Origin of the sequence: Achromobacter animicus, assembly GCF_902859585.1 — a bacterium.
Lineage (GTDB): Bacteria > Pseudomonadota > Gammaproteobacteria > Burkholderiales > Burkholderiaceae_B > Achromobacter > Achromobacter animicus.
In genome coordinates this window covers 664,157-687,386 of sequence record NZ_CADIJM010000002.1, presented here as the reverse complement: position 1 = coordinate 687,386, position 23,230 = coordinate 664,157, and the positions used below count along the sequence as shown (strand labels likewise).

17 protein-coding genes and 1 tRNA gene are annotated in these 23,230 nt (G+C 61.5%); 3 read left to right on the top strand and 15 right to left on the bottom strand.

Annotation, left to right across the window (positions count from 1 at the left end; genetic code table 11):
* Positions 1 to 191 precede the first annotated feature (191 nt).
* Together HV681_RS07950 and HV681_RS07945 are read left to right on the top strand one after the other, a co-directional pair.
* Positions 192 to 1,790, top strand: a complete 1,599-nt coding sequence (locus tag HV681_RS07950) for an MDR family MFS transporter (protein ID WP_175122552.1) — start codon at positions 192 to 194, stop codon at positions 1,788 to 1,790.
* A gap of 3 nt (positions 1,791 to 1,793) precedes the next feature.
* Complete coding sequence (locus HV681_RS07945) at positions 1,794 to 2,237, top strand: MarR family winged helix-turn-helix transcriptional regulator (RefSeq protein WP_175122551.1); 444 nt, start codon at positions 1,794 to 1,796, stop codon at positions 2,235 to 2,237.
* Between the two features lie 23 nt (positions 2,238 to 2,260).
* Here the strand turns inward: HV681_RS07945 and HV681_RS07940 are convergent, their stop codons facing one another.
* From HV681_RS07940 to HV681_RS07870, 15 genes are all read right to left on the bottom strand, one after another.
* A complete protein-coding gene (locus tag HV681_RS07940) occupies positions 2,261 to 2,962 on the bottom strand; it encodes a M48 family metallopeptidase (RefSeq protein ID WP_175122550.1) in 702 nt (233 codons plus the stop codon).
* A gap of 13 nt (positions 2,963 to 2,975) precedes the next feature.
* Positions 2,976 to 6,098: a type I restriction endonuclease subunit R gene (locus tag HV681_RS07935; protein ID WP_175122549.1), complete on the bottom strand. Its 3,123-nt coding sequence runs from the start codon at positions 6,096 to 6,098 to the stop codon at positions 2,976 to 2,978.
* Between the two features lie 4 nt (positions 6,099 to 6,102).
* Positions 6,103 to 7,158, bottom strand: a complete 1,056-nt coding sequence (locus tag HV681_RS07930) for a PDDEXK nuclease domain-containing protein (protein ID WP_175122548.1) — start codon at positions 7,156 to 7,158, stop codon at positions 6,103 to 6,105.
* Positions 7,155 to 9,002 carry a restriction endonuclease subunit S gene (locus HV681_RS07925; RefSeq protein WP_175122547.1) on the bottom strand — a complete coding sequence of 616 codons (1,848 nt, stop codon included), beginning with the start codon at positions 9,000 to 9,002 and terminating at the stop codon, positions 7,155 to 7,157. The genes HV681_RS07930 and HV681_RS07925 overlap by 4 nt, the downstream gene beginning before the upstream one ends.
* Positions 8,993 to 11,761, bottom strand: coding sequence for a type I restriction-modification system subunit M (locus tag HV681_RS07920; RefSeq protein ID WP_254594916.1), 2,769 nt, complete (start codon positions 11,759 to 11,761; stop codon positions 8,993 to 8,995). Before HV681_RS07920 ends, HV681_RS07925 begins: the two co-directional genes overlap by 10 nt.
* Positions 11,762 to 12,248: 487 nt before the next feature.
* A complete protein-coding gene (ychF, locus tag HV681_RS07915; RefSeq protein ID WP_175122546.1) occupies positions 12,249 to 13,340 on the bottom strand; it encodes a redox-regulated ATPase YchF in 1,092 nt (363 codons plus the stop codon).
* Positions 13,341 to 13,583: 243 nt separating this feature from the next.
* Positions 13,584 to 14,354 carry a CPBP family glutamic-type intramembrane protease gene (locus HV681_RS07910; protein WP_175122545.1) on the bottom strand — a complete coding sequence of 257 codons (771 nt, stop codon included), beginning with the start codon at positions 14,352 to 14,354 and terminating at the stop codon, positions 13,584 to 13,586.
* Positions 14,354 to 14,950, bottom strand: a complete 597-nt coding sequence (gene pth, locus HV681_RS07905; RefSeq protein ID WP_175122544.1) for an aminoacyl-tRNA hydrolase — start codon at positions 14,948 to 14,950, stop codon at positions 14,354 to 14,356. Before pth ends, HV681_RS07910 begins: the two co-directional genes overlap by 1 nt.
* Before the next feature lie 99 nt (positions 14,951 to 15,049).
* Positions 15,050 to 15,661 (bottom strand): 50S ribosomal protein L25/general stress protein Ctc, encoded by a 612-nt coding sequence (locus HV681_RS07900; protein ID WP_175122543.1) that lies wholly within the window; start codon positions 15,659 to 15,661, stop codon positions 15,050 to 15,052.
* Between the two features lie 149 nt (positions 15,662 to 15,810).
* Complete coding sequence (locus HV681_RS07895; RefSeq protein WP_006227587.1) at positions 15,811 to 16,761, bottom strand: ribose-phosphate pyrophosphokinase; 951 nt, start codon at positions 16,759 to 16,761, stop codon at positions 15,811 to 15,813.
* 180 nt (positions 16,762 to 16,941) lie between these two features.
* A tRNA-Gln gene (locus HV681_RS07890) sits at positions 16,942 to 17,018 on the bottom strand.
* 1 nt (position 17,019) lies between these two features.
* Positions 17,020 to 17,991, bottom strand: a complete 972-nt coding sequence (gene ispE / locus HV681_RS07885) for a 4-(cytidine 5'-diphospho)-2-C-methyl-D-erythritol kinase (RefSeq protein WP_175122542.1) — start codon at positions 17,989 to 17,991, stop codon at positions 17,020 to 17,022.
* A 64-nt stretch (positions 17,992 to 18,055) separates the two neighbouring features.
* Entirely contained in the window at positions 18,056 to 19,654 is a 1,599-nt protein-coding gene (locus HV681_RS07880; RefSeq protein WP_175122541.1) for a methyl-accepting chemotaxis protein, read from the bottom strand.
* Between the two features lie 219 nt (positions 19,655 to 19,873).
* Positions 19,874 to 20,425 carry a lipoprotein insertase outer membrane protein LolB gene (gene lolB, locus HV681_RS07875; protein WP_217467838.1) on the bottom strand — a complete coding sequence of 184 codons (552 nt, stop codon included), beginning with the start codon at positions 20,423 to 20,425 and terminating at the stop codon, positions 19,874 to 19,876.
* A gap of 47 nt (positions 20,426 to 20,472) precedes the next feature.
* Positions 20,473 to 22,359, bottom strand: a complete 1,887-nt coding sequence (locus tag HV681_RS07870) for a tetratricopeptide repeat protein (RefSeq protein WP_175122539.1) — start codon at positions 22,357 to 22,359, stop codon at positions 20,473 to 20,475.
* Between HV681_RS07870 and mutM the strand changes: the two genes are divergently transcribed.
* A complete protein-coding gene (gene mutM, locus HV681_RS07865) occupies positions 22,358 to 23,185 on the top strand; it encodes a bifunctional DNA-formamidopyrimidine glycosylase/DNA-(apurinic or apyrimidinic site) lyase (RefSeq protein ID WP_175122538.1) in 828 nt (275 codons plus the stop codon). The two genes, HV681_RS07870 and mutM, sit on opposite strands and share 2 nt — an antisense overlap.
* The last annotated feature ends 45 nt before the right edge of the window (positions 23,186 to 23,230 follow it).

Genomic DNA, 23,230 nt, shown 5'->3' with positions numbered 1-23,230 from the left:
GCCTGCGGCATGGGCGCCAAAGGAAGGTGCTACCGAGGAAGGCCTGCTGAAGACGCCGGTAACCCAGCGTGCAGATAACCGCTATCGTAACAAATCAGGCCGATCAGCGGGATCGGCCAAGCTGACGGCTTCCTGACCGGCGGATTGTAGGGCTAGAATGATTGATCTATCAATTATTGATGCGTCCAACAATGACCGCCCCCGCCCCCACTTCTCCACACTCGCCCGGCCAGATGCTGCCCTTCCGGCAAACCCTGCTGGCCATGCTGGGCATGTGCTTCGTGATGATGCTGGTCGCCATCGACCAGACCGTGGTGGGCACCGCGCTGCCCACCATTGTGGCGGAACTTCGCGGCTTCGAACTGTATGCATGGGTAGCGACGTCTTACCTGCTGACGTCCGTCATCACCGTGCCGATCTTCGGGCGGCTGGGCGACTACTACGGCCGCAAACCCTTCGTCGTGGCCGCCATCGTGTTGTTCACCCTGGCCTCGGTCCTGTGCGGCGCCGCCGACACGATGCTCGAACTGGTGCTGGCGCGGGCGCTGCAAGGCATCGGCGGGGGCATGCTCGTCGGCACCGCTTTCGCCTGTATTCCCGATCTCTTCCCCGATCCCCACGTCCGGCTGCGCTGGCAAGTCATGCTCAGCGCAGCCTTCGGCATCGCCAACGCGGTCGGTCCCACGCTTGGCGGCGCCCTGACGGAACACTACGGCTGGCGCTCCGTCTTCTACGTCAACCTGCCCATCGGCATCCTGGGCCTGTGGTTCGTCGCCCGCTACCTGCCGCACCTGCGCAACCAGAGTCCGGGCAAGGTCCGGCTGGACTGGCAGGGTGCGATCTTGATCGCCGTGGCGCTGGGGACCATGCAGCTGCTCGTGGAACTCCTGCCCAAGGACGGCTTCACGCCTTCCCTTGTAATGCTGGGCGCCGGCAGCATCGCCGCCTTCGCTGCCCTGATCTGGTGGGAACGCCGCTGCCCACATCCGCTCCTGCCCCTGGATATGTTCCGCAACCGCGGCCTGGCCATGCTCTTCACTCTGGCCCTGCTGGTCGGCGTGACGATGTATTCCCTGCTTTTCTACGCGCCCCTGCTTCTGCAAGGCGGCTTCGGGCTGTCGCCCCAGCAGGCGGGCCTGCTCATCACGCCCATGGTCGTCTTCATCACCGTCGGCAGCATCGTCAACGGCCGCATCATCACGCGCATCCGCAATCCCAACCGCATGCTGTACGCCGGCTTCATCCTCATGGCGTTCTCTTGCCTGGGCATCGTCACGACCCACAGCTACACGTCGCACCTGCTGATCGGCGCCTACATGACGATGGCCGGCCTGGGCATGGGCTTCATCATGCCCAACCTCACCGTCTTCGCCCAGCAGACCGCCGGCCGCAGCCACCTGGGCATCGCCACCGCGCTTCTGCAATCCCTGCGCATGATCGGCGGCATGCTGGGCACCGCCGTCGTCGGCACCATGGTCAGCCACAGCTACTTCAGCGGCGTCGAATCCACCCTGCGCGGCGCTTCAGCGCAGTGGCTGCCCAAGCTCAACGACCCGCAGATGCTGGTCAACCCGGCGGCCCAGACCGAGTTCCTGGCACAATTGGCCCATCAAGGCCAGGACGGAACGTCGCTCATCGAAATCGCGCGCATCGCGCTGGTGGGCGCCATCCATGAAGGGCAACTCATCGCCCTCGCCGTCGCCGTCTTCGCACTCTGGTGCGTGCGGCGCGTGCCCCTGGTGCAACTGGTCCGGCCATCCAAACCGGAGCCCGCCGGCGTCGGAGAGTAGCTTTTGCCCAAACAACAACAAGGCCTTCAAGTCATCCAGCACATGGGCCAAACGTATCGCGTGATGCAGAGCGCCTTCAGCAGCAAGGTGGGTCACGCGTTGCCGCGGTGGCGGATATTGCTGGCGCTGCATGAGAACGGGCAGTGCTCGCAGAAGCATCTGGCCGAGCGCTGCCGGCTGGATCCGGCTTCGTTGACGCGCCAGTTGCAGGCGATGCAGAAGCTGGGGTGGATTTCGCGGGCGGTGGATGCGGACGATAACCGGTTGACGAACGCGACGTTGACCGCTGCCGGGCAGGCGGTGGTGAATGAGGCGTTGCCGAAGCGGGCTCAGTTTTTTGAGGAGTCGCTTAAAGGGCTGTCAGCAGCGGATGTGGATACGCTGAATCGGGTGTTGAGTGTGTTGGAGGAGAATTTTGTGCGGGCGGCGGGGGATCGGGGCGGGTAGTGCTAATTCGCGCCACCCGGCTATTACGCGAGAGGCAGTGCATTGATCTCTGCCCGAGCCTCTCGCCACGCGGGATAGTGCTTATCCAGCAAAGCGATGAAGCGCTCATTGTGCGTCGGCTCGATCAGATGGATCATCTCATGCACGATCACGTACTCAAGCAGATCACGAGGCTTCTTGACCAATTCCGTATTGAGCCGGATATGCGCGCGCACGTTATTGCAACTGCCCCATTTGGTCTTCATGCGCTGCAGGAAATATCCCTTCACCTTTACCCCGATCCGTCGTTCCCACTGATCTATAAAATCGGGAATCACCTGGTGCAACAAGGATCGCTGCCACGCTTGATACACGGCTTCGCGGCTGCCTGCGTCGGTTCCAGGGCGCACATATAGCGTGATGCGCCGGTGGTCCAATTTCACAACAGGCGGCGCATCGCGCTCAACCACTTCAAGTAGATACCGCCGCCCCCAAACGTAATGGCTTTCCCTTGTCACAAACCGACGAGGCGCTTCACGCGCCTGATTCTGCAATTGAGCGCGCTGCTGGCGAATCCAGCGCAGTTTGGAAATGGCAAAGGCACGCGCCACTTCGAGCCGCGTGCCGGTTGGCGCCACGAGGGTCACCGCACCCTCCGGTGGATGAACTGAAAGATGAACATTCTTCACCGCCTTAAATGTGATGTTGATGTCCACCTCACCCACACGGATGCGCTTTTGTGCCATTAAGCCCCAGCCATCAATAGTCTGGCTGCATTTTCAGCAGCTCGAACAGTTTGAGCGTTGCCGCTCGATCACGGCCAGTCAACGGGTACAGAATGTTCTGCACGATACGTTCCTTTGCTTCGTCGCCCCGCCAACTCGCAGGCGCTTCGTCCCGCATCAGTCGATCGATCTTCAACGCTAGCGCGCTCAATGGGTCACCGTAAACGGGGTACGGTTCATTGAGGACGCTATCCGGAGCCTGGACATCATTGGACACGATGTCCGGCAGATTTCGGTAAATGAGTAAAGCAGGGGCATTCCCGCGCAGGATGGCGGGCTCTTCAGTGTCATGCTGCTTCTCGTGAGCCTTTTTCACTAACGCTTCGGCATTGCGAAGAAAATCTTCATACGCCTCTGTGCTTTCGCGGCTTTGTTGAATCAAATCATCAAGCAACTTGGACATCTGCTCGTAAAAGCGCGGATCGGTGAGGCGATCACGGATGATGGTCTTGCGGACATTGTTGATGATGGTTTCCGCAATGGCATTCTTCGACAGCTTTCCTTTTTCGTTGATCTTCTTTGCGATCGCATCGTGAATGCCGGTCTTGATGATCAGGTCGGTCAGCGACAGCTCTGCCAATTCACCCAGCACCTCTGCCGGATCTGCTTGGATGTAGGTGTTGATGAGATGGCGCATGTCTGCCTCGAAAGGCTTGATGTCCAACTCTTCACCGCTGTAATGCTTGATGGCCGAGCGCACCTCGGCATAGAAATCCGCTTCGCGTCGTAAGGTTTCAACTTCGCTGTCAAGGTAACCCGCTTCGGACAGGTTTTGACCGATGGCCGCGAAGGCTCGTAGAAAGGTAGCCACCGCCTTGTAAAACGCGATGCGCAGCGGTTCGCTTTCGAGTAGCGCCTCCGGATCACCGGCATAGCCGCAAAAATAATGCAGGAACTGCTCCAACTCGCGCGGCTGTTCCACTGGCTCGCACAAGTAATGCAGCGCTTCTCGGGCATCGTCCAGTTGCTTACGACCCTCTTCCAGCCAATTCTTCAAATGAACGTTGTTGTCGCCGCCATCGCCGGCGTCGATATCCAATTCATCCGAGCTGTAGACGGCGATCGCTCGCTGCACGTCGCCAAACAGTTCCTTGTAATCGACGATATGACCGTAATCCTTGTCGGCACCATCGAGCCGATTGGTGCGGCAAATCGCCTGGAACAAGTTGTGGTCGTGCAGTTCGTTGTCCAGATAAATGTACGTGCAACTTGGCGCATCGAAACCCGTAAGTAGCTTGCTGACGACGATCAGCAGCTTCATGCTGGCCGGCTCCTCGATGAACCGGCGCTTGGTCTCGTCTTCGTACTGTTTGGTGGTCTGACCGTCGCGCAACACGTGTTGCTTGTAGGTGTCGTACTTGTAGCGCTCATCGCTACCCGACGACTCTCTTGAGATGGCCGCCGGGTTGGGCTCGAACGACGTAATGACGCCCACGTGAGAGCCAAAGTGCGTGTTCCGGAACAACCTGAAATAGTGGCAGGCGTCGTAGATCGAGGCAGCCACCAAGATGGCCGTACCCCGATTGCTGTCCAGTCGTGGCTTGAGGCTGAAGTCCTCGATGATATTGGCGACGATGCGGTCCTTGCGTTCCCTGGCGCTCATCAACTCTTCCATGGTCGCCCAGCGCTTGCGCAAGATGGACTTCTGGAATTTGTTCAGACCACGCGTCTTCTTCTCAAACCAAGCATCGATGGCCTTGCTTGACGTCAAGCGCTGCGGCACATCTCGTGCCTCGTACTTCAAGTCCAGCACCACTTCGTCCGCCACGGCTTCATGGAACTTGTAGGTGTGGATATAGGTGCCGAACACATCGCGTGTTGTTTGCTTGTCCTTGCGCAGCAAGGGCGTCCCGGTGAAGCCGATGAAGATGGCATCGGCCAGCCAGCGCTTCATCTGCTTGTTCATGTTGCCGCCCTGCGTGCGGTGACACTCGTCCACAAACACATAAAAGCTCCCGTGAATTGGAGGCGGATCGCCACTGAGGTCCGCGGCGTCGAACTTGTGGATCAGCGCGCACAGCAGACGCGGCGTGGTAGCGCCAAGTTTCTGCACGAAGTCTGCCCGCGAGGTAATGCGCGGTGAGGCGGACTCCGCACCGATCACACCCGCGTTGCGCATCACCCCTTCGATCTGCTTGTCCAGCTCGTCCCGATCCGTCACCACCAAAACTCGGGCCTGCGGATCATGCTCCAGCAACCACTTGGCTAGCAACACCATCAGAATGCTTTTGCCGCTGCCCTGGGTATGCCAGATCACGCCGCCTTCGCGCTTGGCGATGCGGGCCTGAGCCGCGCTGATACCCTGATATTGGTGTTGGCGAGGCACCTTCTTGAAGCCCGCATCGAAGATCACGAAGTTTCGGATCAAATCCAGCAACCTCGCCTTCTCGCACATCTGGGTCAATGGGCGATCCAGCAACGCCCCTGCCGTTGCCATGGCCGGCGGTTGTTCGTCCTTCCACTGCACGAAGAACTGTTCAGGTGTACCGGTGGTGCCATAGCGCAAACCTTGCGCATCGCTGCCCGCCAGCAGCAACTGCACTGTGCTGAAGAAGCCCTGATTGAAGGTTTCCTCCTGATTGCTCCATAACTGGCGGATACCGTCGCCCACGTCAACCGAGCTGCGCTTGAGTTCGATCAGCGCCACTGCCAAACCATTAATGTACAGAACGATGTCCGGCCGACGGGTGCTCCCGCCTCGTAGCGTCACTTCCTCAGCCAACGCGAAGTGATTGCGCTCGGGCAGCGCCCAGTCGATCAACTGCACTGTTTCATGCGATTGGCCCGCCGCGATCTGCACCGGCACGCCATAGCGAAGTAACTGGTAGGTGCGCAGGTTCGCCTGGTATGGCGTGATGCCGGTAACATCAACCGCGACTTCCAGCTTCTGCAAGGCGGCGCTGATGTGAGCGGGCGAGTACCCGCGAGCAGCCAAATTGGCGCGCAGCAACTCGGTTTCGATGGCGCGGTTGTGGTCGCGCTTGCTCCAGTTGCCCAGGTGTTGGTAGCCCATGCCGCCGTCGGCCAATGGGGTGGTAAACAGCCGCGCGACACGGTTTTGGCTGTTGCGCTCGGAGCGCGGCATGGGTTGGGTCATTACATCATTCCTCGGATCCATCATCCATCGGCTTACCCAGCTCTCGCTCGATCTGTTCGATCGTCGGCAGGCTGGTTTGCAGCTCTTGCGGCAGGGACTCCACCAACTTATATTCGGCAATGCCCATCGGCTGCGACTTGTCGCCCAGGGCGTACTCGGCCACCACCTTGTTCTTGCTCTTGCACAGCAACAGGCCAATGCTCGGATTGTCCTGCGCGTGCTTCACCTGCCGATCCACCGCCGTCAGGTAAAAGCCCAGTTGTCCCAGGTGCTCCGGCTTGAACTTGCCTGCCTTCAGTTCGATCACCACGTAGCAGCGCAGCTTGAGGTGGTAGAACAACAGGTCGATGAAGAACTCCTCGCCACCCACGTCCAGCAACACCTGCCGGCCAACGAAGGCGAAACCCGCACCCAGCTCCAGCAGGAAATCGGTGACGTGCTGCACCAGCGCCTTCTCGATTTCGCGTTCCTGTGCCTCCTCGCCCAGGCCGAGAAAATCGAAGCGGTACGGATCTTTCAGCGACTCAATCGCCAGATCTGATTGCGCTGCAGGCAAGCGCTGATCGAAGTTGGTAACGGCTTTGCCTGTGCGCTCCAGCAGGCGAGTTTCGATGTGGATGTTCAACACATTCCGCGACCAGCCATGTTCGATGGCGGCGCGAGCATAGGCCAGGCGCTCCGTTGACGCTTTCAGGCGATCCAGCAATACCAAGTTGTGACCCCAGGGCAATTGTGCAGCAGCCTGCTGCACAATTTCGGCGTCCGGCCATGCCTCGGCAAACGCACGCATGTACTTGAGGTTGCGCGGCGAAAAACCTTTCATCTCCGGGAACGCCGTGCGCAGATCATGCGCTAACCGATCGATCACCTTGGCCCCCCAACCCTGTTCGGCCTGCCGCGCCAGAATGTCGCGGCCGATTTGCCAGTACAGGCTCACCAGTTCCCGGTTGACCGCCAGCGCCGCACGTTGCTGCGCGGCGTGGATGCGACCCTTCAGGTCGGACAGCCAGTCGGCGTAGCCTTGTGGGGCTGGAATTAGTGAGACGGGCCTGTCAGTCATGGCAATGTCGCTCCCTTCGGCACAAAACCTTTCTCTCGCATCCAGCCAAGCGCCACCAGCCAACGATCTTCAGGTATCCGCTGCTTTGCTTCGTGCCAATTGTGCAGCACTTCGTACACAATCATTTCATCGGAGACGGTTCCTTTTTCACGCAGCAAATCGCTCCACGCCGCCAGCAAGGTGGCGACGATTTCGCACTGCTCCGTTTTAGCAGTCTTGAAGGCGCTCAGAATCTTCTCAAGAGTTTCGCTAACTCCGGAGAAATGTTGCTCGAAGTACGGTTTGTGACCGCCACGCTTCGCCAGTGGCTCGTATTGGTAACGGCCTTCTTGCTTTCGAGCCTCGAACCATTGCTGCTTCTGCAACTGACTGTCTATCGAGCGAAAAGCCCGGTTGTCATATGGGCCCGCGGCTTTGCGGTGGTAAGTAGAGCCGGTATCCACCTGACACAGGTGTTCGGCAAGGAACATCATCTTCTCGAGCTTGACGTGGCCAAAGGTCGGCTGATCGTGCAACTGGTCGATGATTTCGGCTGCCAGCACGCTTCTCAGGAAATGGACGTTCGCCTTGCGTCCTTCCGTATTCGCCACCTCTTCCTGGATAGGGTTTTCCGCGGGCTCAATCAACCGCGTCCTGCCCGTCAGTAATTCTTGCATCATGGCCTGCTTGAGGGCGCGGGTCTTGGTGCGGCGGGTTTCGAGGGCTGTGATTTCGGCATCCATGTCGCTAAGGACGGTAGCGATGGCGGTTTGTTCGTCGGTTGATGGCAAGTTGATAGTGGTCGAATTGATAAGACCAGTATTCAAGTTCATTTGAGAGCCAGTTTGTCCATGCTTTGACCAGTCAGGCTCAATCCATTTCAGTACGTAATAGATGAACGACCTATCTGCTTTTATATTTTCGAATACGACAAATCCGTCATGAATACATACGTCGATATTGGTGATGATGGGGCGACCAACCGTCGCGCAGATGCTCATGATGAGATTGCCGCCATCTACGGGACGACTGTGTGCGACGCCGTCAGGCGAAAGTCGCTGAGTTGTTTGTTCCAGATACATACCGGAACTCGTAACATCTGAAATTCGCACCCAGCCTACATTCGAATTTTCATCGAACCATCGTGGGCTATCGATCGGACGAGGTGATGCGCCACGTTGAATCTGTGCCAATTCCCCCAACCGCTTCACCTCCCACGCCCCACTGAACCCCGGCAGGCGGGTTTGGCCGGTGAGGAGTTGCTGCATGGTGGCCAGTTTGATGGCGTGTTTTTTGGCAATCAGGCGATCCAGTCCATCCAGCTGCGCGTCCATGTCGCTGAGGGCGGTGGCGATGGCGCACTGCTCTTCAATCGGAGGTAGTGCAATCTTTAATGCCTTAAACACAGGCATGTAAACAGTGTTGTGAATACTGCCTGCCATCAGGCTACGCCATACATGCCCCATCCCTCGAAACAGATAAACCAAGAAATAATTATGCAGAGATGGGCCGCAAATGTAACAAGCAAAGTCCTGGCTGGTCGCCATCCCAGTAGCCATTACGCTGCATTTGCCTACGGTGGCGGTTCTCGAAAAAACAACCGTACCAGCAGGCAGCAAGCGAGCAGAGGAATTCTTTAATCCATCGTCAGTGATGGTTTTTTGGGTCGAATATATCTCCAAGGAATTCAGAGCATCGGTGTCGTGCAACGAAACCCATTGCACGACACCGTTCCAATAGTTCGAATTCTTCTTACTTGGGGTGTGTCCGCTTTCAAGTTTTGCCACAGATGTAATTTCTACATCCGACCAATCCTCTGGAATCACCCCGACGTCCGTCTGCTTGTACCCCGGTTTCACTTCCATGTCGCCCCCATCCGTTTCAAGTGTGCTTCCACCTTGGCGCTGAGGGCGGCAACGGCCGTTTCCAGCTTCGGCAGCGGGGTGTCGTAGCGTTCAGCCAGCTCGCGAATGCGCTGGGCGAGGGTCTGCGAGATGCGCTCCAGTTCCTGCTGCACGTCCGCTTGCAGGCGCGCGAGCCATTTGTCTTCCACCACCAGCGTTTTGACCTCAGCTTCGTTGAGGGTTGCGTAGTGATCATGGGCTTGCTGGTCGAGTTCCGTGTCCAGCATCTTGACGGCTTTCTTCAACGCGGCTTCCCGTGTGCTGAGAGTGAGCCATTGCTGGAGCATGGCGCCTTCGTCGGCGCTGTCGGCATCGTCTGAGATTTCAGCGATGCGATCCTTCACCTGCGTGACGTTGATTTTGTCGAAGCCGGAGAAGGCGCCATCCTCGCCGCCATGCTCTTCTTCCAGCTCGGTGATCTGGCTAGCGAGACTTTCCTGTTCGGCCTGCTTGGCCGCCAGTTCTGCCTGTTCAGCGGCAAAGTAGCGGTCGACGATGTAGGGCTTGGGCAGCAGGTCGCAAGTCCAGCCCTTGTCCTTGGTTTTGCCCTTCTTGTCGGTTTCCACGATGCGCCGGGGCAGGGCCACCCAGCCATCGGCGGCGATCAGGTAGGCATCGTCCTGCATGGTCTCGGCCCAGTAGTCCATCAGGTGCTGATAGATGTCGTAGGGGTCGAGCAGCGGCGCAGCGTGAAAGGTGGTGAGCAAGGTTTCGGAGACCTGCGCAATCAGCGCCTTGGGTTTGTCGCCGGGTTGGATACCGGTAAGCAGCGGCATGACGGCCTGCTGCCATTTGCCAAACAAGGTTTCGACCTTGCTGCGGAATTGCTGGAACTGCGGGTGGGCGAGGATGACGGAACGCACTTCGGCCATCGGCTGGCGCAGCCGCGCATAACCGGGGCGCTCGGCCTCGAACAGCGCCTGGCGCAGGCCAGGCATTTCCTGCCAATCGGCGGCAAAAGCGTCGATGTCGCGCTCGGGAATGCCGCCGTTGAGGTGAGCATCGATGTCGTGCAGGTCTTCCGGCTCGCTGCTGTCGATGTAGCGCGGCAGGTTGAGGTTGTAGTCGTTCTTCTCGCTGGCGATTTCGTCCAGCGGCACCATGCGGGCATAGCGCGGCTCGTCAGCGCTGCGGCGGAAGGCATCGACGATGCGGTGGATGTCCTGCTCGCGCAGGCGGTTCTTGGGGCCGTCCTTGATAAAGCCTTTGCTGGCATCGATCATGAACACACCCTTCCGGGCGCTGGCGTTTTCCTTGTCCAATACCAGGATGCAGGCGGGGATGCCAGTGCCGTAGAACAAGTTGGCGGGCAGGCCGATGATGCCCTTGAGCATGCCGGAGCGCACCAGTTGCCTGCGGATGTGGGCTTCTGCATTGCCACGGAACAGCACACCGTGCGGCAAAATGATGGCGCCTTTGCCGGTGGTGGCCTTCATGCTTCGGATGACATGAAGCAAATAGGCATAGTCCCCCTGCTTAGCGGGCGGTTCACCCCACGCGAAGCGCTGATAGGGATCGTTCGCCGGATTGAGGCCGGTGGACCATTTCTTGTCGGAGAACGGTGGATTGGCGACCACGTAATCGTAGGCGCGCAGCTGTTCGTCGTCCTTGAACTTGGGGTTCACCAGCGTATCGCCATTTAGGATCGTGGCATCCGGGAAGCCGTGCAGAATCAGGTTCATCCGCGCCAGACCGGCGGTCGTCACATCCTTTTCTTGTCCTTCCAGAGTGATCCGTCGGCCAGCCTCGGCGGCCACCTTCAGCAGCAACGAACCCGACCCGCATGTCGGGTCATAGGCGGTGGTAGAGCCTTTAGTGTTTGCGTGCGAGATGCCAATCACTTGCGCGATGATGCTACTCACTTCCGATGGCGTGTAGAACTGTCCTTTGCTCTTGCCCGAATCCTGCGCAAAGTGGCGCATCAGGTATTCGTAGGCATCGCCGAGCAGATCATCGTTGTCTGCTCGATTGTTGGCGAAGTTCAGCTCGGGCTTTTCAAAGATGGCAATCAGGTTGCCCAGGCGCTCGACCATCGCCGCGCCTTCGCCGAGCTTGTTCGGATCGTTGAAGTCCGGGAAGTCGCTGCGTGCCAGTTTGGTGTTGGCGTCGATCAGCTTCTGGATGACCTGGGTGTTGATCTTGTCCCCGATATCGGGCTTACCCTTAAGCGCCACCATATCCCGGAACGAGGCGCCGGGCGGAATGATCACGGGTGGTGCGAAGTCATCACTGTCACCGTACTTGTCGCTGATGTACTTGATGAACAGCATGAACAGGACATAGTCCTTGTACTGGCTGGCGTCCATACCGCCGCGGAGTTCGTCGCAGGAGGCCCAGATGGACGCATAGAGGTCGGATTTTTTGACAACCCCATTACGCGGAGTGCGGGTTGCAGGGGCGACGCTATCCTTTTCAGACGAAGAGCCGGCACGCCTCTTCTTGACCACGTACTGCAAGGCCACTTCACGAACCTCCTGCCCGGAGGTTTCCTCACCATTCGCGGCGCTGACTGCGGCCAAGGTTACCGAGCCGCCCCGACCACGGCCAGGCATAATGCGCCCCGAATCAAGCAGTTGTTGCCTGACGCTCTCATAAGTGGATTCCTGCCACCCCAGCGCGTCGCGCAACCGTTGGTTCCCTGCAGAACCGCCCATCGCTTCGAGTGCGTTGATAAATCGCTCGACGTTTGCATCGATGCTTGTCACTTGAGTATCCATCATGGCTGCCGGCCCGATGGGCTCGGCTCTCCGTTGTCTGCTTGGGTTGGAATCATGGCGGCTCGGACACGATTGTCTCTTACGAGCCTATACCGGTCGATTCACTTCCCGTGATTGTTCAATATTTCTCTGCCCGGGAACAGCCGGCCTCGCTTTGCGTGATTGTTCGGCGAGGCTCCCACGACGCAGCGAGCAATGCGCGCAGGCTCGGCTAGGCGAACGCAATCGCGACGAATAGAAGAGACGTCGTCGAACACGTAAACGGAAAAGAGAATTCTGGGTGAGCTGCGCAATCCCGAGGATCGCGGTCGAGAGGCGTGCAGTTGCTGCCGCCCTGGATCAATGTATGTGCGCCCAATAGATAGAAGTGTCATGCCGACGCTTCGCAGTGGTCACCGCGAGTACCCCATTCACTTGGGATGCAGCCGCACGGGCGCGGCCCGAGCGACTGCCATGCGCTTAACAGCGCATCCAAACGTACGAAGAAAGATCAAACGTTAAACAAGAAATTCATAACATCGCCGTCCTGCACGATGTATTCCTTGCCTTCCGCGCGCATCTTCCCGGCTTCCTTGGCGCCCTGCTCGCCCTTGTACGTGATGTAGTCCTCGTACGAGATGGTCTGCGCGCGGATGAAGCCGCGTTCGAAGTCGGTGTGGATGACGCCGGCGGCTTGGGGCGCGGTGGCGCCGATGGCCACGGTCCAGGCGCGGACTTCCTTCACGCCGGCGGTGAAGTAGGTTTGCAGGCCCAGCAGTTTGAAGGCGGCGCGGATCAGGCGGTTCAGGCCTGGTTCTTCCATGCCCATGTCTTTCAGGAAGGCTTCGCGGTCGGCGTCGTCGAGGTCGACGATTTCGGATTCGATGGCGGCGCAGATAGCCACGACGGGCGCGTTGCGGGCGGCGGCGAATTCGGTCAGGCGGTCGAGCAGCGGGTTGTTGGTGAAGCCGTCGTCAGCGACGTTGCCCACGTACATCGCGCGCTTGGCGGTGATGAAGCAGAGCTGGGCGATGTCGGCCTTTTCTTCGGTGGTCAAGTCCAGCGCGCGGATGGGCTTGGCTTCGTTGAGCTGGGCGATGCACTTTTCCAGCACGGCGACGATGCGTTGCGATTCCTTGTCGCCCGAGCGTGCGGTCTTCTGGTGGCGTTGCAGGGCCTTTTCGGCGGTCTGCAGGTCGGCCAGGGCCAGCTCGGTTTCGATGACTTCGATGTCGGCGATCGGGTCGACCTTGCCGGCAACGTGGATCACGTTGGGATCTTCGAAGCAGCGCACGACGTTGACGATGGCGTCGGTTTCGCGGATGTGCGAGAGGAACTGGTTGCCCAGGCCTTCACCCTTGCTCGCGCCGGCGACCAGGCCCGCGATGTCGACGAATTCGACGGTGGCGGACAGGATGCGTTCGGGCTTGACGATTTCAGCCAGCTTCTGCAGGCGCGGATCCGGCACTTCGACGACGCCGACGTTGGGCTCGATGGTGCAGAACGGATAGTTCTCGGCGGCGATGCCGGCGCGGGTCAAAGCGTTGAAGAGTGTCGATTTGCCAACGTTGGGCAGGCCGACGATGCCGCATTGCAGAGCCATGGGAATCCTGTGTAAGTACGGTATTGAGCGTTAACGGCGTAGTTTACCCCGGCGGGGCGAAACGACGCCGTGTGGGCGGAGGGGGGATGCGGCCCCGAAGTGACCTCGATGCGATCCCGCTGCGATCCTAAGAACGGCGCCCGCGAATTGCCATCATCAGACCAGCCCAGCCCGCCTCCGTTCGGACCGGGCGTCGAGCGCCGGGCGCCGAGCGCCGGGCGCCGAGCGCCCCGGCAGCGAAACTTAACCGGCCGCCGTCGGCGCGTAGCGCATAACGAGCCAGATCATCAAAATCGGCCCGGCATTGAACACCGAGTGCAGCAAAATCGCCGCCCCGATGCCCCGCCGCACGCGCATCCATCCCAGCACCAGCCCGGTCAGCCATTGCGGCAGCACCAGCAGCGGCAGCAGCCAGTACGGGGTCTTGTTGTAGACGAAGTTGGTGAGGTGAACCGCCGCAAACGTCAGCGCGATCAGATGAAACACGACGCCATAGTGCTGCAGGTAATACCTGCGCCAGCTCGTGTCCCAGCCTTTCAGGGGCTCAGGGCGTGCGCGCAGCCCCCACACCGCCAGCAGAATGAACGCAGCCAGCAGCAGCCCCGTCCAGAGCTTCGGCCCCCACAGCACGACGGGCACCAGAGCGGGAATCAGCCACAGCGCCTGACGCGGCCGGCGCAGGCCGTAGCGGAACAGCATTTCTTCGACGAGCGGCGCCCACAGCACCGCGGTCAGCCACGGAATGTTGTGGGGATCCAGGCGATGCGAGACGCCGCCCAGTCCGGCCGCGACGACGGCCACGGGCCCCAGCGCAAAAAGATTGATGACCCACAGCACGGCGGCCCAGGCCAGGAGGCGTCCCGGTCCGATGCCCGGCCACCAGTCGGCGACCAGCCCGCTGCCACCTGCCCGGTTCGGCAGGCGCGACAGCGGATGCGGATGGCGGATGAAGCGCCAGAAGTCGGCGATCTCGCTGCGAAAACGCATCTTCCCGTTGGGCTGGCGTTTTGTCATCAGGACTCGTTGCCGCTATGCAACTGACGGGTGGCGAGTGCGAAGTCACCGGCCAGCATGGACGGCACGACGGCGCGGCAGCGGTCGATGACGGCTTCGATTTCCTTTTGCTCTTCGCGGCGCGGCGGGTGCAGGACGAAGTCGGCGACCTGTTGCGCCAGGCCCAACGTGCGCGGATGGCCGATGCCGATGCGCAGGCGCCAGAAGTTGGGGCTGCCGAGCGCAGCCTGGATGTCCTTCAGGCCGTTGTGGCCGGCGTGGCCGCCGCCCTGCTTGAGCTTGACCTGACCGGGCATGAGGTCCAGTTCGTCGTGCAGCACCAGCACTTCTTCGGGCGTCAGCTTGTAGAAGCGCGCCAGCGCGCCGACCGCCTGGCCGGAACGGTTCATGTAGGTGTTGGGCTTGAGCAGCAGGACGTTGTCCGCGCCCAGGCGCGATTTGGCCACCATGCCGAAAAAGGATTTCTCGAGCGCAAAAGAAGTGCGCAGATCGTCCGCCAGATGGTCGGCCAGCCAGAAGCCGGCGTTGTGCCGGGTGGTTTCGTAGTCGGGACCTGGATTACCCAGTCCCACGATGAGGCGTATGGGAGTAGACATGATGGGGGTGTTTAAACCAAAAAACCCTGCGCATGCAAATGCACACGCAGGGTTTCGGGCGTAAGCCGCGGGAAAGCCGCAAAGGCTTTCCTGCAGGACTTAGGCTGCCGGAGCAGCTTCTTCGGCGTCGTCGGCGGCGGCAGCGCCACCCTTGGTGACCGCAGCGGCCAGCAGGGGGTTGTCTTCACCGCCGTGGGGGACGTACGTCACGCCCATGGGCAGCTTGATGTCGGCCAGGTGGATCGAACCGCCGGCCAGGACGTCAGCCAGGTTCACTTCGATGAACTGGGGCAGAGCCGACGGCAGGCAGGTGATTTCCAGTTCGGTCGTCACGTGGCTGATGATGGCGCCGCTCAGCTTCACAGCCGGCGAGATTTCAGCGTTCACGAAGTGCAGCGGCACCTTGGTACGCAGGGCTTGGTTGGCGTCAACGCGCTGGAAGTCCACGTGCAGGACTTGCGGCTTGTAGGCGTGCCATTGAACCGAACGCAGCAGAACTTGCTCATCCTTGGCGCCTTCGAGCTGCATTTGCAGGATCGATGCGTGGAATTCTTCCTTGCGCAGCGCGTGGTAGATCTCGTTGTGGTCGAGTTCGATGTTCAGGGGGGCAGCCGTACCACCATAAACAATGGCGGGAACGCGGCCCGCGCGGCGCAGGCGGCGGCTCGCACTCGAACCCTGGACGCTACGCGCAGTGGCAGTAAATTTCATGGATAACTCCGAAACGATAAAGGTGAAGAGACTTCACCGGTTGAATTCACGGCGCGCAAAGGGCGCGCCGTGCTTGTTTGCGCCTTGCCGCGACCAGCGAGGCGCAAAGAACTGCAAATGTGGGCTGTGGCCCGATCAACGCCTACGCGTCAATCGACGAACAGCGAGCTGACCGATTCGGCGTTGGAAATACGCAGGATGGTCTCGCCCAGCAGCGCGGCGCACGACAGCTGGCGGATCTTGCCGCTGGCCTGGCCTTGCTCGGACAGCGGGATGGTGTCGGTGACGACGAGTTCGTCGAGTTCCGACGCTTCGATGCGGTCGATGGCGCCGCCCGACAGCACGGGGTGCGTGCAATAGGCGTAAACGGCGCCGGCGCCGCGGTCTTTCAGGGCCTGGGCCGCCTTGCACAGCGTGCCGGCGGTGTCGACCATGTCGTCCATGATGATGCAGGTGCGGCCGTCGACTTCACCGATGATGTTCATCACTTCCGACACGTTGGCGCGCGGACGGCGCTTGTCGATGATGGCCAGGTCGGCTTCAAGCTGCTTGGCCAGCGCGCGGGCACGAACCACGCCGCCGATGTCCGGGGACACCACGACCAGGTTCGAGAAATTGCGGCGCCAGATGTCGCCCAGCAGGATCGGACCGGCGTAGATGTTGTCCACGGGAATGTCGAAGAAACCCTGGATCTGGTCAGCGTGCAGGTCCATGGTCAGGACGCGGTCAACGCCAGCCACTTGCAGCATGTTGGCCACGACCTTGGCCGAGATGGCCACGCGCGCCGAACGCGGGCGGCGGTCCTGGCGGGCATAGCCAAAATAGGGAATCGCGGCGGTGATGCGGCCGGCCGACGCGCGGCGCAGGGCATCGACCATCACCATGATTTCCATCAGGTTGTCGTTCGTAGGCGCACAGGTGGGCTGCAGGACGAAGACGTCTTTACCCCGCACGTTCTCGTTGATCTCGACCATCACCTCGCCGTCCGAAAAACGACCAACGGTCATCTTTCCCAGGGACATGTCGAGGTGGTTGACTACGTCCACGGCCAGCCGAGTGTTGGCGGTGCCCGTGAAAATCATGAAGCTATCGTTTGCCATGATGGATGATGCGATGGTCGTTTGAGACACTAACGATTGATGCGAATGATGCGGGGTGATACCCGGGGTGACTTGGACAAGCACGTTCAACTTGCACCAGCGAATCCGGAAAATAAAAAAGCTGCTGAACCCGGGCCAGTGTCTTACAGGCGTGTTCAACAGCTTTTTTATGTATTCGGTTGGCTGGGGAGGAAGGATTCGAACCTTCGCATGCCGGAATCAAAATCCGGTGCCTTAACCAGCTTGGCGACTCCCCAACTATCTTGCAATCCAATTCCGCAACGGATGTTCAGCTAACCCAGTACATGCCTGCACTAACCGAAACCGTGGATGCGTTTGGCTGAATGTTTTATCAGCGCCGCGCATTATAGCGGTAATTTCTTGTTCTGCCAAAACGGCCTGCGATGTTTCGGAAAATTCGGCGAATAAACACGCGCCTGATCCCGACATGCGAACAGGGAGACCCCGCTCAGCAAGCCACCGCGATGCCCCAAGTACTTCAGGATAAAGACGGTAGACCACCGGCTCCAAATCATTTTTTCCGTAAAGCGCGCATCCGCTTGGGGTTTCACCACTTCGGTGTTCACCGCCGGGGTGTTTCCCTAGGGATCCGCTTGGCAAAAATGTTTGCGAAGCAAGAAAGTCCGCTATTGTGATGTAAGAAGTATCCCTTGTCAAATCGGGTGCGGAAAATATTCCAACAGTCGGCACGCTGGCATCGGGTTGCGCCACCAGATAGGCACGTTCGGGCAGCGTCACGGCGGTGAGATCTTCGCCGATTCCCTGCGCAAACGCCGACTGTCCAAAGACGAAGACGGGCACGTCCGCGCCCAGCGGCAACGCCAGCGCCATGAGTTCCTGACGCGACAGTCCCGTGTTCCACAGCTTGTTCAAGGCGATCAGCACCGATGCCGCATCGCTCGATCCGCCGCCTAAGCCCCCACCTTGCGGAATGCGCTTTTCAAGGCTGATCTGCGCGCCCTGGCGCGTGCCCGTGGCCTTCTGCAGGGCGCGCGCGGCGCGCACGGTGAGGTCCTGGTCTTCGGGGACTCCCGGCAGATCGGTGGCGCGGCTGATGACGCCATCGGACCGCACATCGAAGTGCAGCGTGTCGCACAGGTCGATGAAGCGGAACACCGTTTGCAGCAGGTGATAGCCGTCGGCGCGGCGGCCCACGACGTGCAGGAAGAGATTCAGCTTGGCGGGAGCGGGAACGTCGTAGAGGGTCACGAAAGACAACCGGTGCGGATCAATCCGTCATTCTAGCGAGACGGGCCGGCGCACCGTGGCGCCTTTACGCCAACTGCGGCGTCACGCTCCCGCCAAGTCGTGCAGCAGGCGCGTCGATGACCTGTCCCTCCGGCAGCTTGAACACCGACACGGCGCCGGCCAGTTGGCGCGCCTGTTCTTCCAGGGCGCCAGCAGCAGCGGCGGCTTCTTCGACCAAGGCCGCGTTCTGCTGCGTCACGCTATCCATCTGCGACACCGCGCGGTTGACCTGGTCGATGCCGGTGGCCTGCTCTTCCGAAGCGGCCGAGATCTCGGCCATCAGGCTGGTCACGCGCTGCACGGATTCGACGATCTCGCGCATCGTGGCGCCGGCGTTTTCAACCTGCTCCGAACCCACGCCGACCTTCTGCGCGGAATCCTCGATGAGCTGCTTGATTTCCTTGGCGGCGGCGGCGCTGCGCTGTGCCAGCGTGCGCACTTCGCTGGCCACGACCGCAAAACCCTTGCCCTGCTCGCCCGCGCGCGCGGCTTCGACCGCGGCGTTGAGCGCCAGGATGTTGGTCTGGAAAGCAATGCCGTCGATCACGCCCACGATGTCGGCGATGCGCGACGAGCTGCCCGAAATCGCATGCATGGTTTCGACCACGCTGGACACGGCCTCGCCGCCGCGCTGTGCAACCGCCTGCGACGCGGCCACCATGCGATTGGCCTCGCGTGCGGTGTCGGCATTCTGCTTCACGGTGGTGGCCAGCTCTTCCATGCTGGCCGCGGTTTCTTCGAGCGACGCAGCCTGCTCTTCGGTGCGGCTGGACAGATCGGTGTTGCCCGAAGAAATCTCGCGCGCACCGACGTTGATCTCGTCAACGCCGCGGCGCACGGCCGACACAGTGCGCACCAGGCTGTCCTGCATGGCCTTGAGGGCGCCGATCAGCGCGCCGATTTCGTTCTTGCCCATATCCGCCACGCGGCGCGTCAGGTCGCCTTCGGCGATGCGGCGGAAGACTTCGCCCGCTTCCAGCAGCGGACGCACGATCATGCGGCGGATCAACACATGCGCGCCGACGGCCATCAACAGGCCCAGCGCCAGAATGCCGGCCAGCAGCGAACTGAACAGCGTGTGGAACATGGAGATTTCATCCATGACCGTCTGCCCGGTGCTCTCGGCACGCAGCACGAAGGCGTCGCGCTCGCTTACGAGACGCTCCTGCACGGCCTGCGTACCCTGCTTGAAGTAGGCGTCCATGTCGCCAGCCTCAAGGACGCGGCCCACGTTCTGCAGGTTGGTGCTGAGCTTGGTGTAGGCATCGATGATGCCGGCGGACTCGGCCTTTTCCTCGGCGGACAGGCTGCCGGAGAACCCTTGGAAGGCGCGATCGGCCGACACGATGCGCTGGCGCGCGGCCTGGAGCGAGCTCTTGTCGTCGGTGTTGCCCTGCGCGACGCGCGTGGCGTAGCGGCTCAGGTCCGTGCGGGCCGCAACGAGCGACAGCGACGCGGAATTGACCGCATTGACCTGTTGCGCCGACAGGCGATAAAGCTGCTCGACATCGTGGTTGGTCTGCCGCAGGGCAACGAAGCCCATGCCGCCGATCACCAACTGGAAGGTGAAAAATATCGCGATGATTCCCAATAGCACCGTCGCGATGCGTGTGTTCCTGAACATTGGCCATTCTCCAAAAGGGTGGCGGCAGACGAGCGTCGACCCCGAATTGCTGCGCCGCGCACGAACCGGGCGCGGGCAGGGAGAATTATTCAGTGAAGTCAATATATTTCAAGCGGTAACACGCCCGGATTTGCGGCGGTTATTCGCTTGATTGGAATGAAGGCGATGTGATAAGGGTTTACCCGAATCACCCAGCGCGGCGCCTGACGCCGCGCGCGCTCACGACTGGTTGACGACCAGCCGAACGAGGATGCGGCGTCCGGGTTCCTGGCGCTCCAGCACCAGCAGTTGCGGGCCTTTTTCGTCGTAGCGGGAAAGCTTGGCGCGCCAGCCGCCCTGTTCGAATGCCACGGGGCGGCCCAGTTCGTCGCGGGTGACGTCGGTGGCCTCGGGGTCTGCGGGCACCTTGCCACGCAGCCAGTCGCGCAGCCCGGACACCGGCATGCTGCTGCCCAGCGCGTCTTCGGCGAGCGCATCCGGGTTGTCGGCGACCAGCCGGGTGCCGTCTGCCTTGGTGAGGCTGGCGGCGCCGGGGGTGCCTTCCACTCGCGCTTCGGTCGAGCCCAGCGGGTTGGTCAAGTCCAGCACATAACGGCGGCCATCGTCGGACCAGGAAAAACCGCCCTGCACCGCGTTTTGCTTGCCGCTTTCTTCGTTGACGGTAATGGCAAAGCGCCCGATGCGAGAAAACGCATCGGCGCTGGCGCCTTCGATCGGCTTGGGCAACGACGTGCATGCTGCCAGGGTGAAGGCCAACAGCGCCATTGCCATCCAGCGCACGCTGGCCGCGGCGCCGCGCAATCCTGCAAATACTGCCGTCACAGGCTGACCCCCAGACGCTTCACGACGTCCTGAACCGTCTTGTTCTTGGGATCTTTCTGCAGGGCCGCGCGCAGCAGGTCCATGGCCTGATCGCGCTTGCCTTGCGCCCAAAGCACCTCGGCCAGATGCGCGGCGATGTCGGCTTCGGGACGCACGCTGTAGGCGCGGCGCAGATAATCCGCGGCGGCGGTGGTGTCGCCCATGCGGAATTTGACCCAGCCCATGCTGTCGAGAATGAACGGATCGTTGGGCGACAACTCCAGCGCCTGCGTGATCAGGTCCAGGGCCTCGGGCAGGCGCTGATTGTGGTCCGCCAGCGTGTAGCCCAGCGCGTTGTACGCATGGGCGTGATCCGGATCCAGCGCGATGACCTGACGCAGCATGCGTTCCAGGTCAGAGAGGCGGTTCTGGCGTTCGTACAGCATCGCCAGTTCGTATTTGATTTCGACCGTGTCCGGCAGCGCCTGGTCGGCGGCTTCCAGGGCGGTGACCGCCTGGCCGATCCGATCGGCGTCGCGCAGGATCTGCGCCTTGGTCAGCGCGCCCAGGGCGCGTTCTTCTTCGTCCTGCGGGCCGGCCGAGTCGATCATGGCCAGCGCGTCATCCACGCGGCCGCTCTTGGCGCGCAGCGCGGCCTGGCGCATGCGCACGGAATAGCGCAGCGTGGGGTCATCGATGCGGCCGAGTTCGGCGATGGCTTCGTCGTAATGGCCCTGGTCTTCGGCGATGCGCGCCAGCAGCACATGGGCATCGGCGGCGGCGGCGCCGGCGTCGGTCGCGCCCGGGACCGTGGCCCGCTGGCGCTGGTTCTGGACGTCCAGATACTGCTGCAGCAAGGTCTTGGCCTGCGGAAGCTGCCCGGACTTGTACGCCAGTTGCGCCTGCATGAAGAGCAGGTCGAAGTCTTCAGGCGACCGGCGCGACATGGCTTGCAGTTCGGCCAGCGCGGCGTCGTAGTCGCCGCTGTCGGCCAGTTGACCGGCCAGCATCAGGCGCACCTTGCGGGCGCCCGGATTGCGGTTGATGAAAGTGCGGGCTTCAGTCTGCGCGCGCTTGGGGTCGACCTTGGAGCCGTACTCCAGCACGCGCTGGGCGGCGCCTTCGGATTTGGGATCGGCGGCCAGCGCGGCGCGGGATTCCTGCGCGGCACGCTCGTAGTCGCCGGCGGCGGAGGCCACATCGGCCAGCGCCAGATGGGCGGCGGGCAGCTTGCGCACGCTGTCGCTCAGGGATTCGTCCAGGATGCGCAGCGCCAGGCGCCGGTCGTTCAGGCGGCTGAGCACGGCAAGCGCCTGGCCGATGGCGGCGGGCTTGTCGCGCGAGGAATCGATGCGTTTGCGCAGGGCCTGGGCCAAGCCCTTGGTCTGGCCATTGGCAGCCGCCAGCGCCAGTTCGGTGGAGCTGGCTTCGACGTCGTTGGGAGCCAGGCGGGCCCAGACGCGGGCCGCGTCCAGCGCGCCGGGCAGGTTGCCGCCGGCAAGCTGGAATTCAAGGCCGCGGCGGGCAAGACGGGGATCGCCGGTGTCACGGGCCAGACCGACCATGGTGGTGGCGGCGGTGCCGTACATGCCCCGCTGGGCGGCGATTTCGGAAGCCAGTACGCGGTAGAAGATATCGCCGGTCAGCGACACATAAGGCAGTTGACCTGGGCGCAGGCGGATGACTTCGGTTTCAGGCTGGCGGCTTTGGGGGGCCATCCGGGGGCCCGTCGCGTCACGCGTCCGGCCGTCGGCGGCCTGGGCCGGCGGGGCCATGATTGCTGCCAGCGCAAGCCCCAACGCGGCGATCCCGATATTCATTTGTTTAAAAGACGACTTCACGCGGCCCGTCCGGTTGATGGCACAATCTTCGTACACGCAATTGATGATCTTACACTGGCTCATGCCGGAACTGCCTGAAGTCGAAACCACGCGCCGAGGAATCGACGCCATCATCACCGGCCAGACGCTCTCGCGACTGGTCGTTCACGAACCCCGCATGCGTTGGCCCATCCCGCCGGAGCTGCCGTCCCTGATCGGCGGACGCACGGTGCTGGAATGCGCGCGGCGCGGCAAGTACCTGCTCCTGCGCTTCGAACATGGCACCCAGATCGTGCATCTGGGCATGTCGGGCTCGCTGCGCAGCGTGGCGCCCGGCGAATTCCTGCGCAAGCACGATCATGTCGAATGGATCTTCGACGGCGCGGTCCTGCGCCTGCACGATCCGCGGCGCTTCGGCGCGGTGCTGTGGCACGACGCCGAAGCGGGGCCCATCGAGGCGCACCCGTTGCTGGCCAAGCTGGGCATCGAACCCTTCGATCCGCGGTTCGACGGGGCCTGGCTGCACCGGCATTTCCAGAACCATTCCGCCGCCATCAAGCAGGTGCTGCTGGCCGGTATGGCGGTGGTCGGCGTGGGCAATATCTATGCGTCCGAAAGTCTGTTCCGCGCCCGGATCAATCCCAAGACGCCCGCAAACAAGCTGTCGCTGGCCCGCTGCGAGCGGCTGGCAGACATGGTGCGCGCCACGCTGGCCGACGCGCTGACCTCCGGCGGCAGCACGCTGCGCGACTACGTGGGCGCCAGCGGCGAGCCGGGAGCCTATTTCGAGATCCACGCGGCCGTGTACGAACGCGAAGGCCTGCCCTGCCGGGTCTGCGCCACCCCCATCCGCCGTTTCGTCCAGGGGCAGCGGGCCACCTACTACTGCCCGAAATGCCAGCGGAATTGACCGCCACCCGCCCTAAGCGCCTGGGGAAATCGCCGTTACAACTGG

What these genes read in the sequence shown, in the direction of transcription:
- HV681_RS07895 (WP_006227587.1), bottom strand. Translation starts at nt 16,761, where the DNA reads ATGGCAAACGATAGCTTCATGATTTTCACGGGCACCGCCAACACTCGG.
- mutM (WP_175122538.1), top strand. Translation starts at nt 22,358, where the DNA reads ATGCCGGAACTGCCTGAAGTCGAAACCACGCGCCGAGGAATCGACGCC.
- HV681_RS07935 (WP_175122549.1), bottom strand. Translation starts at nt 6,098, where the DNA reads ATGACCCAACCCATGCCGCGCTCCGAGCGCAACAGCCAAAACCGTGTC.
- pth (WP_175122544.1), bottom strand. Translation starts at nt 14,950, where the DNA reads ATGTCTACTCCCATACGCCTCATCGTGGGACTGGGTAATCCAGGTCCC.
- ychF (WP_175122546.1), bottom strand. Translation starts at nt 13,340, where the DNA reads ATGGCTCTGCAATGCGGCATCGTCGGCCTGCCCAACGTTGGCAAATCG.
- HV681_RS07950 (WP_175122552.1), top strand. Translation starts at nt 192, where the DNA reads ATGACCGCCCCCGCCCCCACTTCTCCACACTCGCCCGGCCAGATGCTG.
- HV681_RS07930 (WP_175122548.1), bottom strand. Translation starts at nt 7,158, where the DNA reads ATGACTGACAGGCCCGTCTCACTAATTCCAGCCCCACAAGGCTACGCC.
- HV681_RS07880 (WP_175122541.1), bottom strand. Translation starts at nt 19,654, where the DNA reads ATGTTCAGGAACACACGCATCGCGACGGTGCTATTGGGAATCATCGCG.
- HV681_RS07940 (WP_175122550.1), bottom strand. Translation starts at nt 2,962, where the DNA reads ATGGCACAAAAGCGCATCCGTGTGGGTGAGGTGGACATCAACATCACA.
- HV681_RS07870 (WP_175122539.1), bottom strand. Translation starts at nt 22,359, where the DNA reads ATGAGCCAGTGTAAGATCATCAATTGCGTGTACGAAGATTGTGCCATC.
- lolB (WP_217467838.1), bottom strand. Translation starts at nt 20,425, where the DNA reads ATGGCAATGGCGCTGTTGGCCTTCACCCTGGCAGCATGCACGTCGTTG.
- HV681_RS07920 (WP_254594916.1), bottom strand. Translation starts at nt 11,761, where the DNA reads ATGATGGATACTCAAGTGACAAGCATCGATGCAAACGTCGAGCGATTT.
- HV681_RS07925 (WP_175122547.1), bottom strand. Translation starts at nt 9,002, where the DNA reads ATGGAAGTGAAACCGGGGTACAAGCAGACGGACGTCGGGGTGATTCCA.
- HV681_RS07910 (WP_175122545.1), bottom strand. Translation starts at nt 14,354, where the DNA reads ATGACAAAACGCCAGCCCAACGGGAAGATGCGTTTTCGCAGCGAGATC.
- HV681_RS07900 (WP_175122543.1), bottom strand. Translation starts at nt 15,661, where the DNA reads ATGAAATTTACTGCCACTGCGCGTAGCGTCCAGGGTTCGAGTGCGAGC.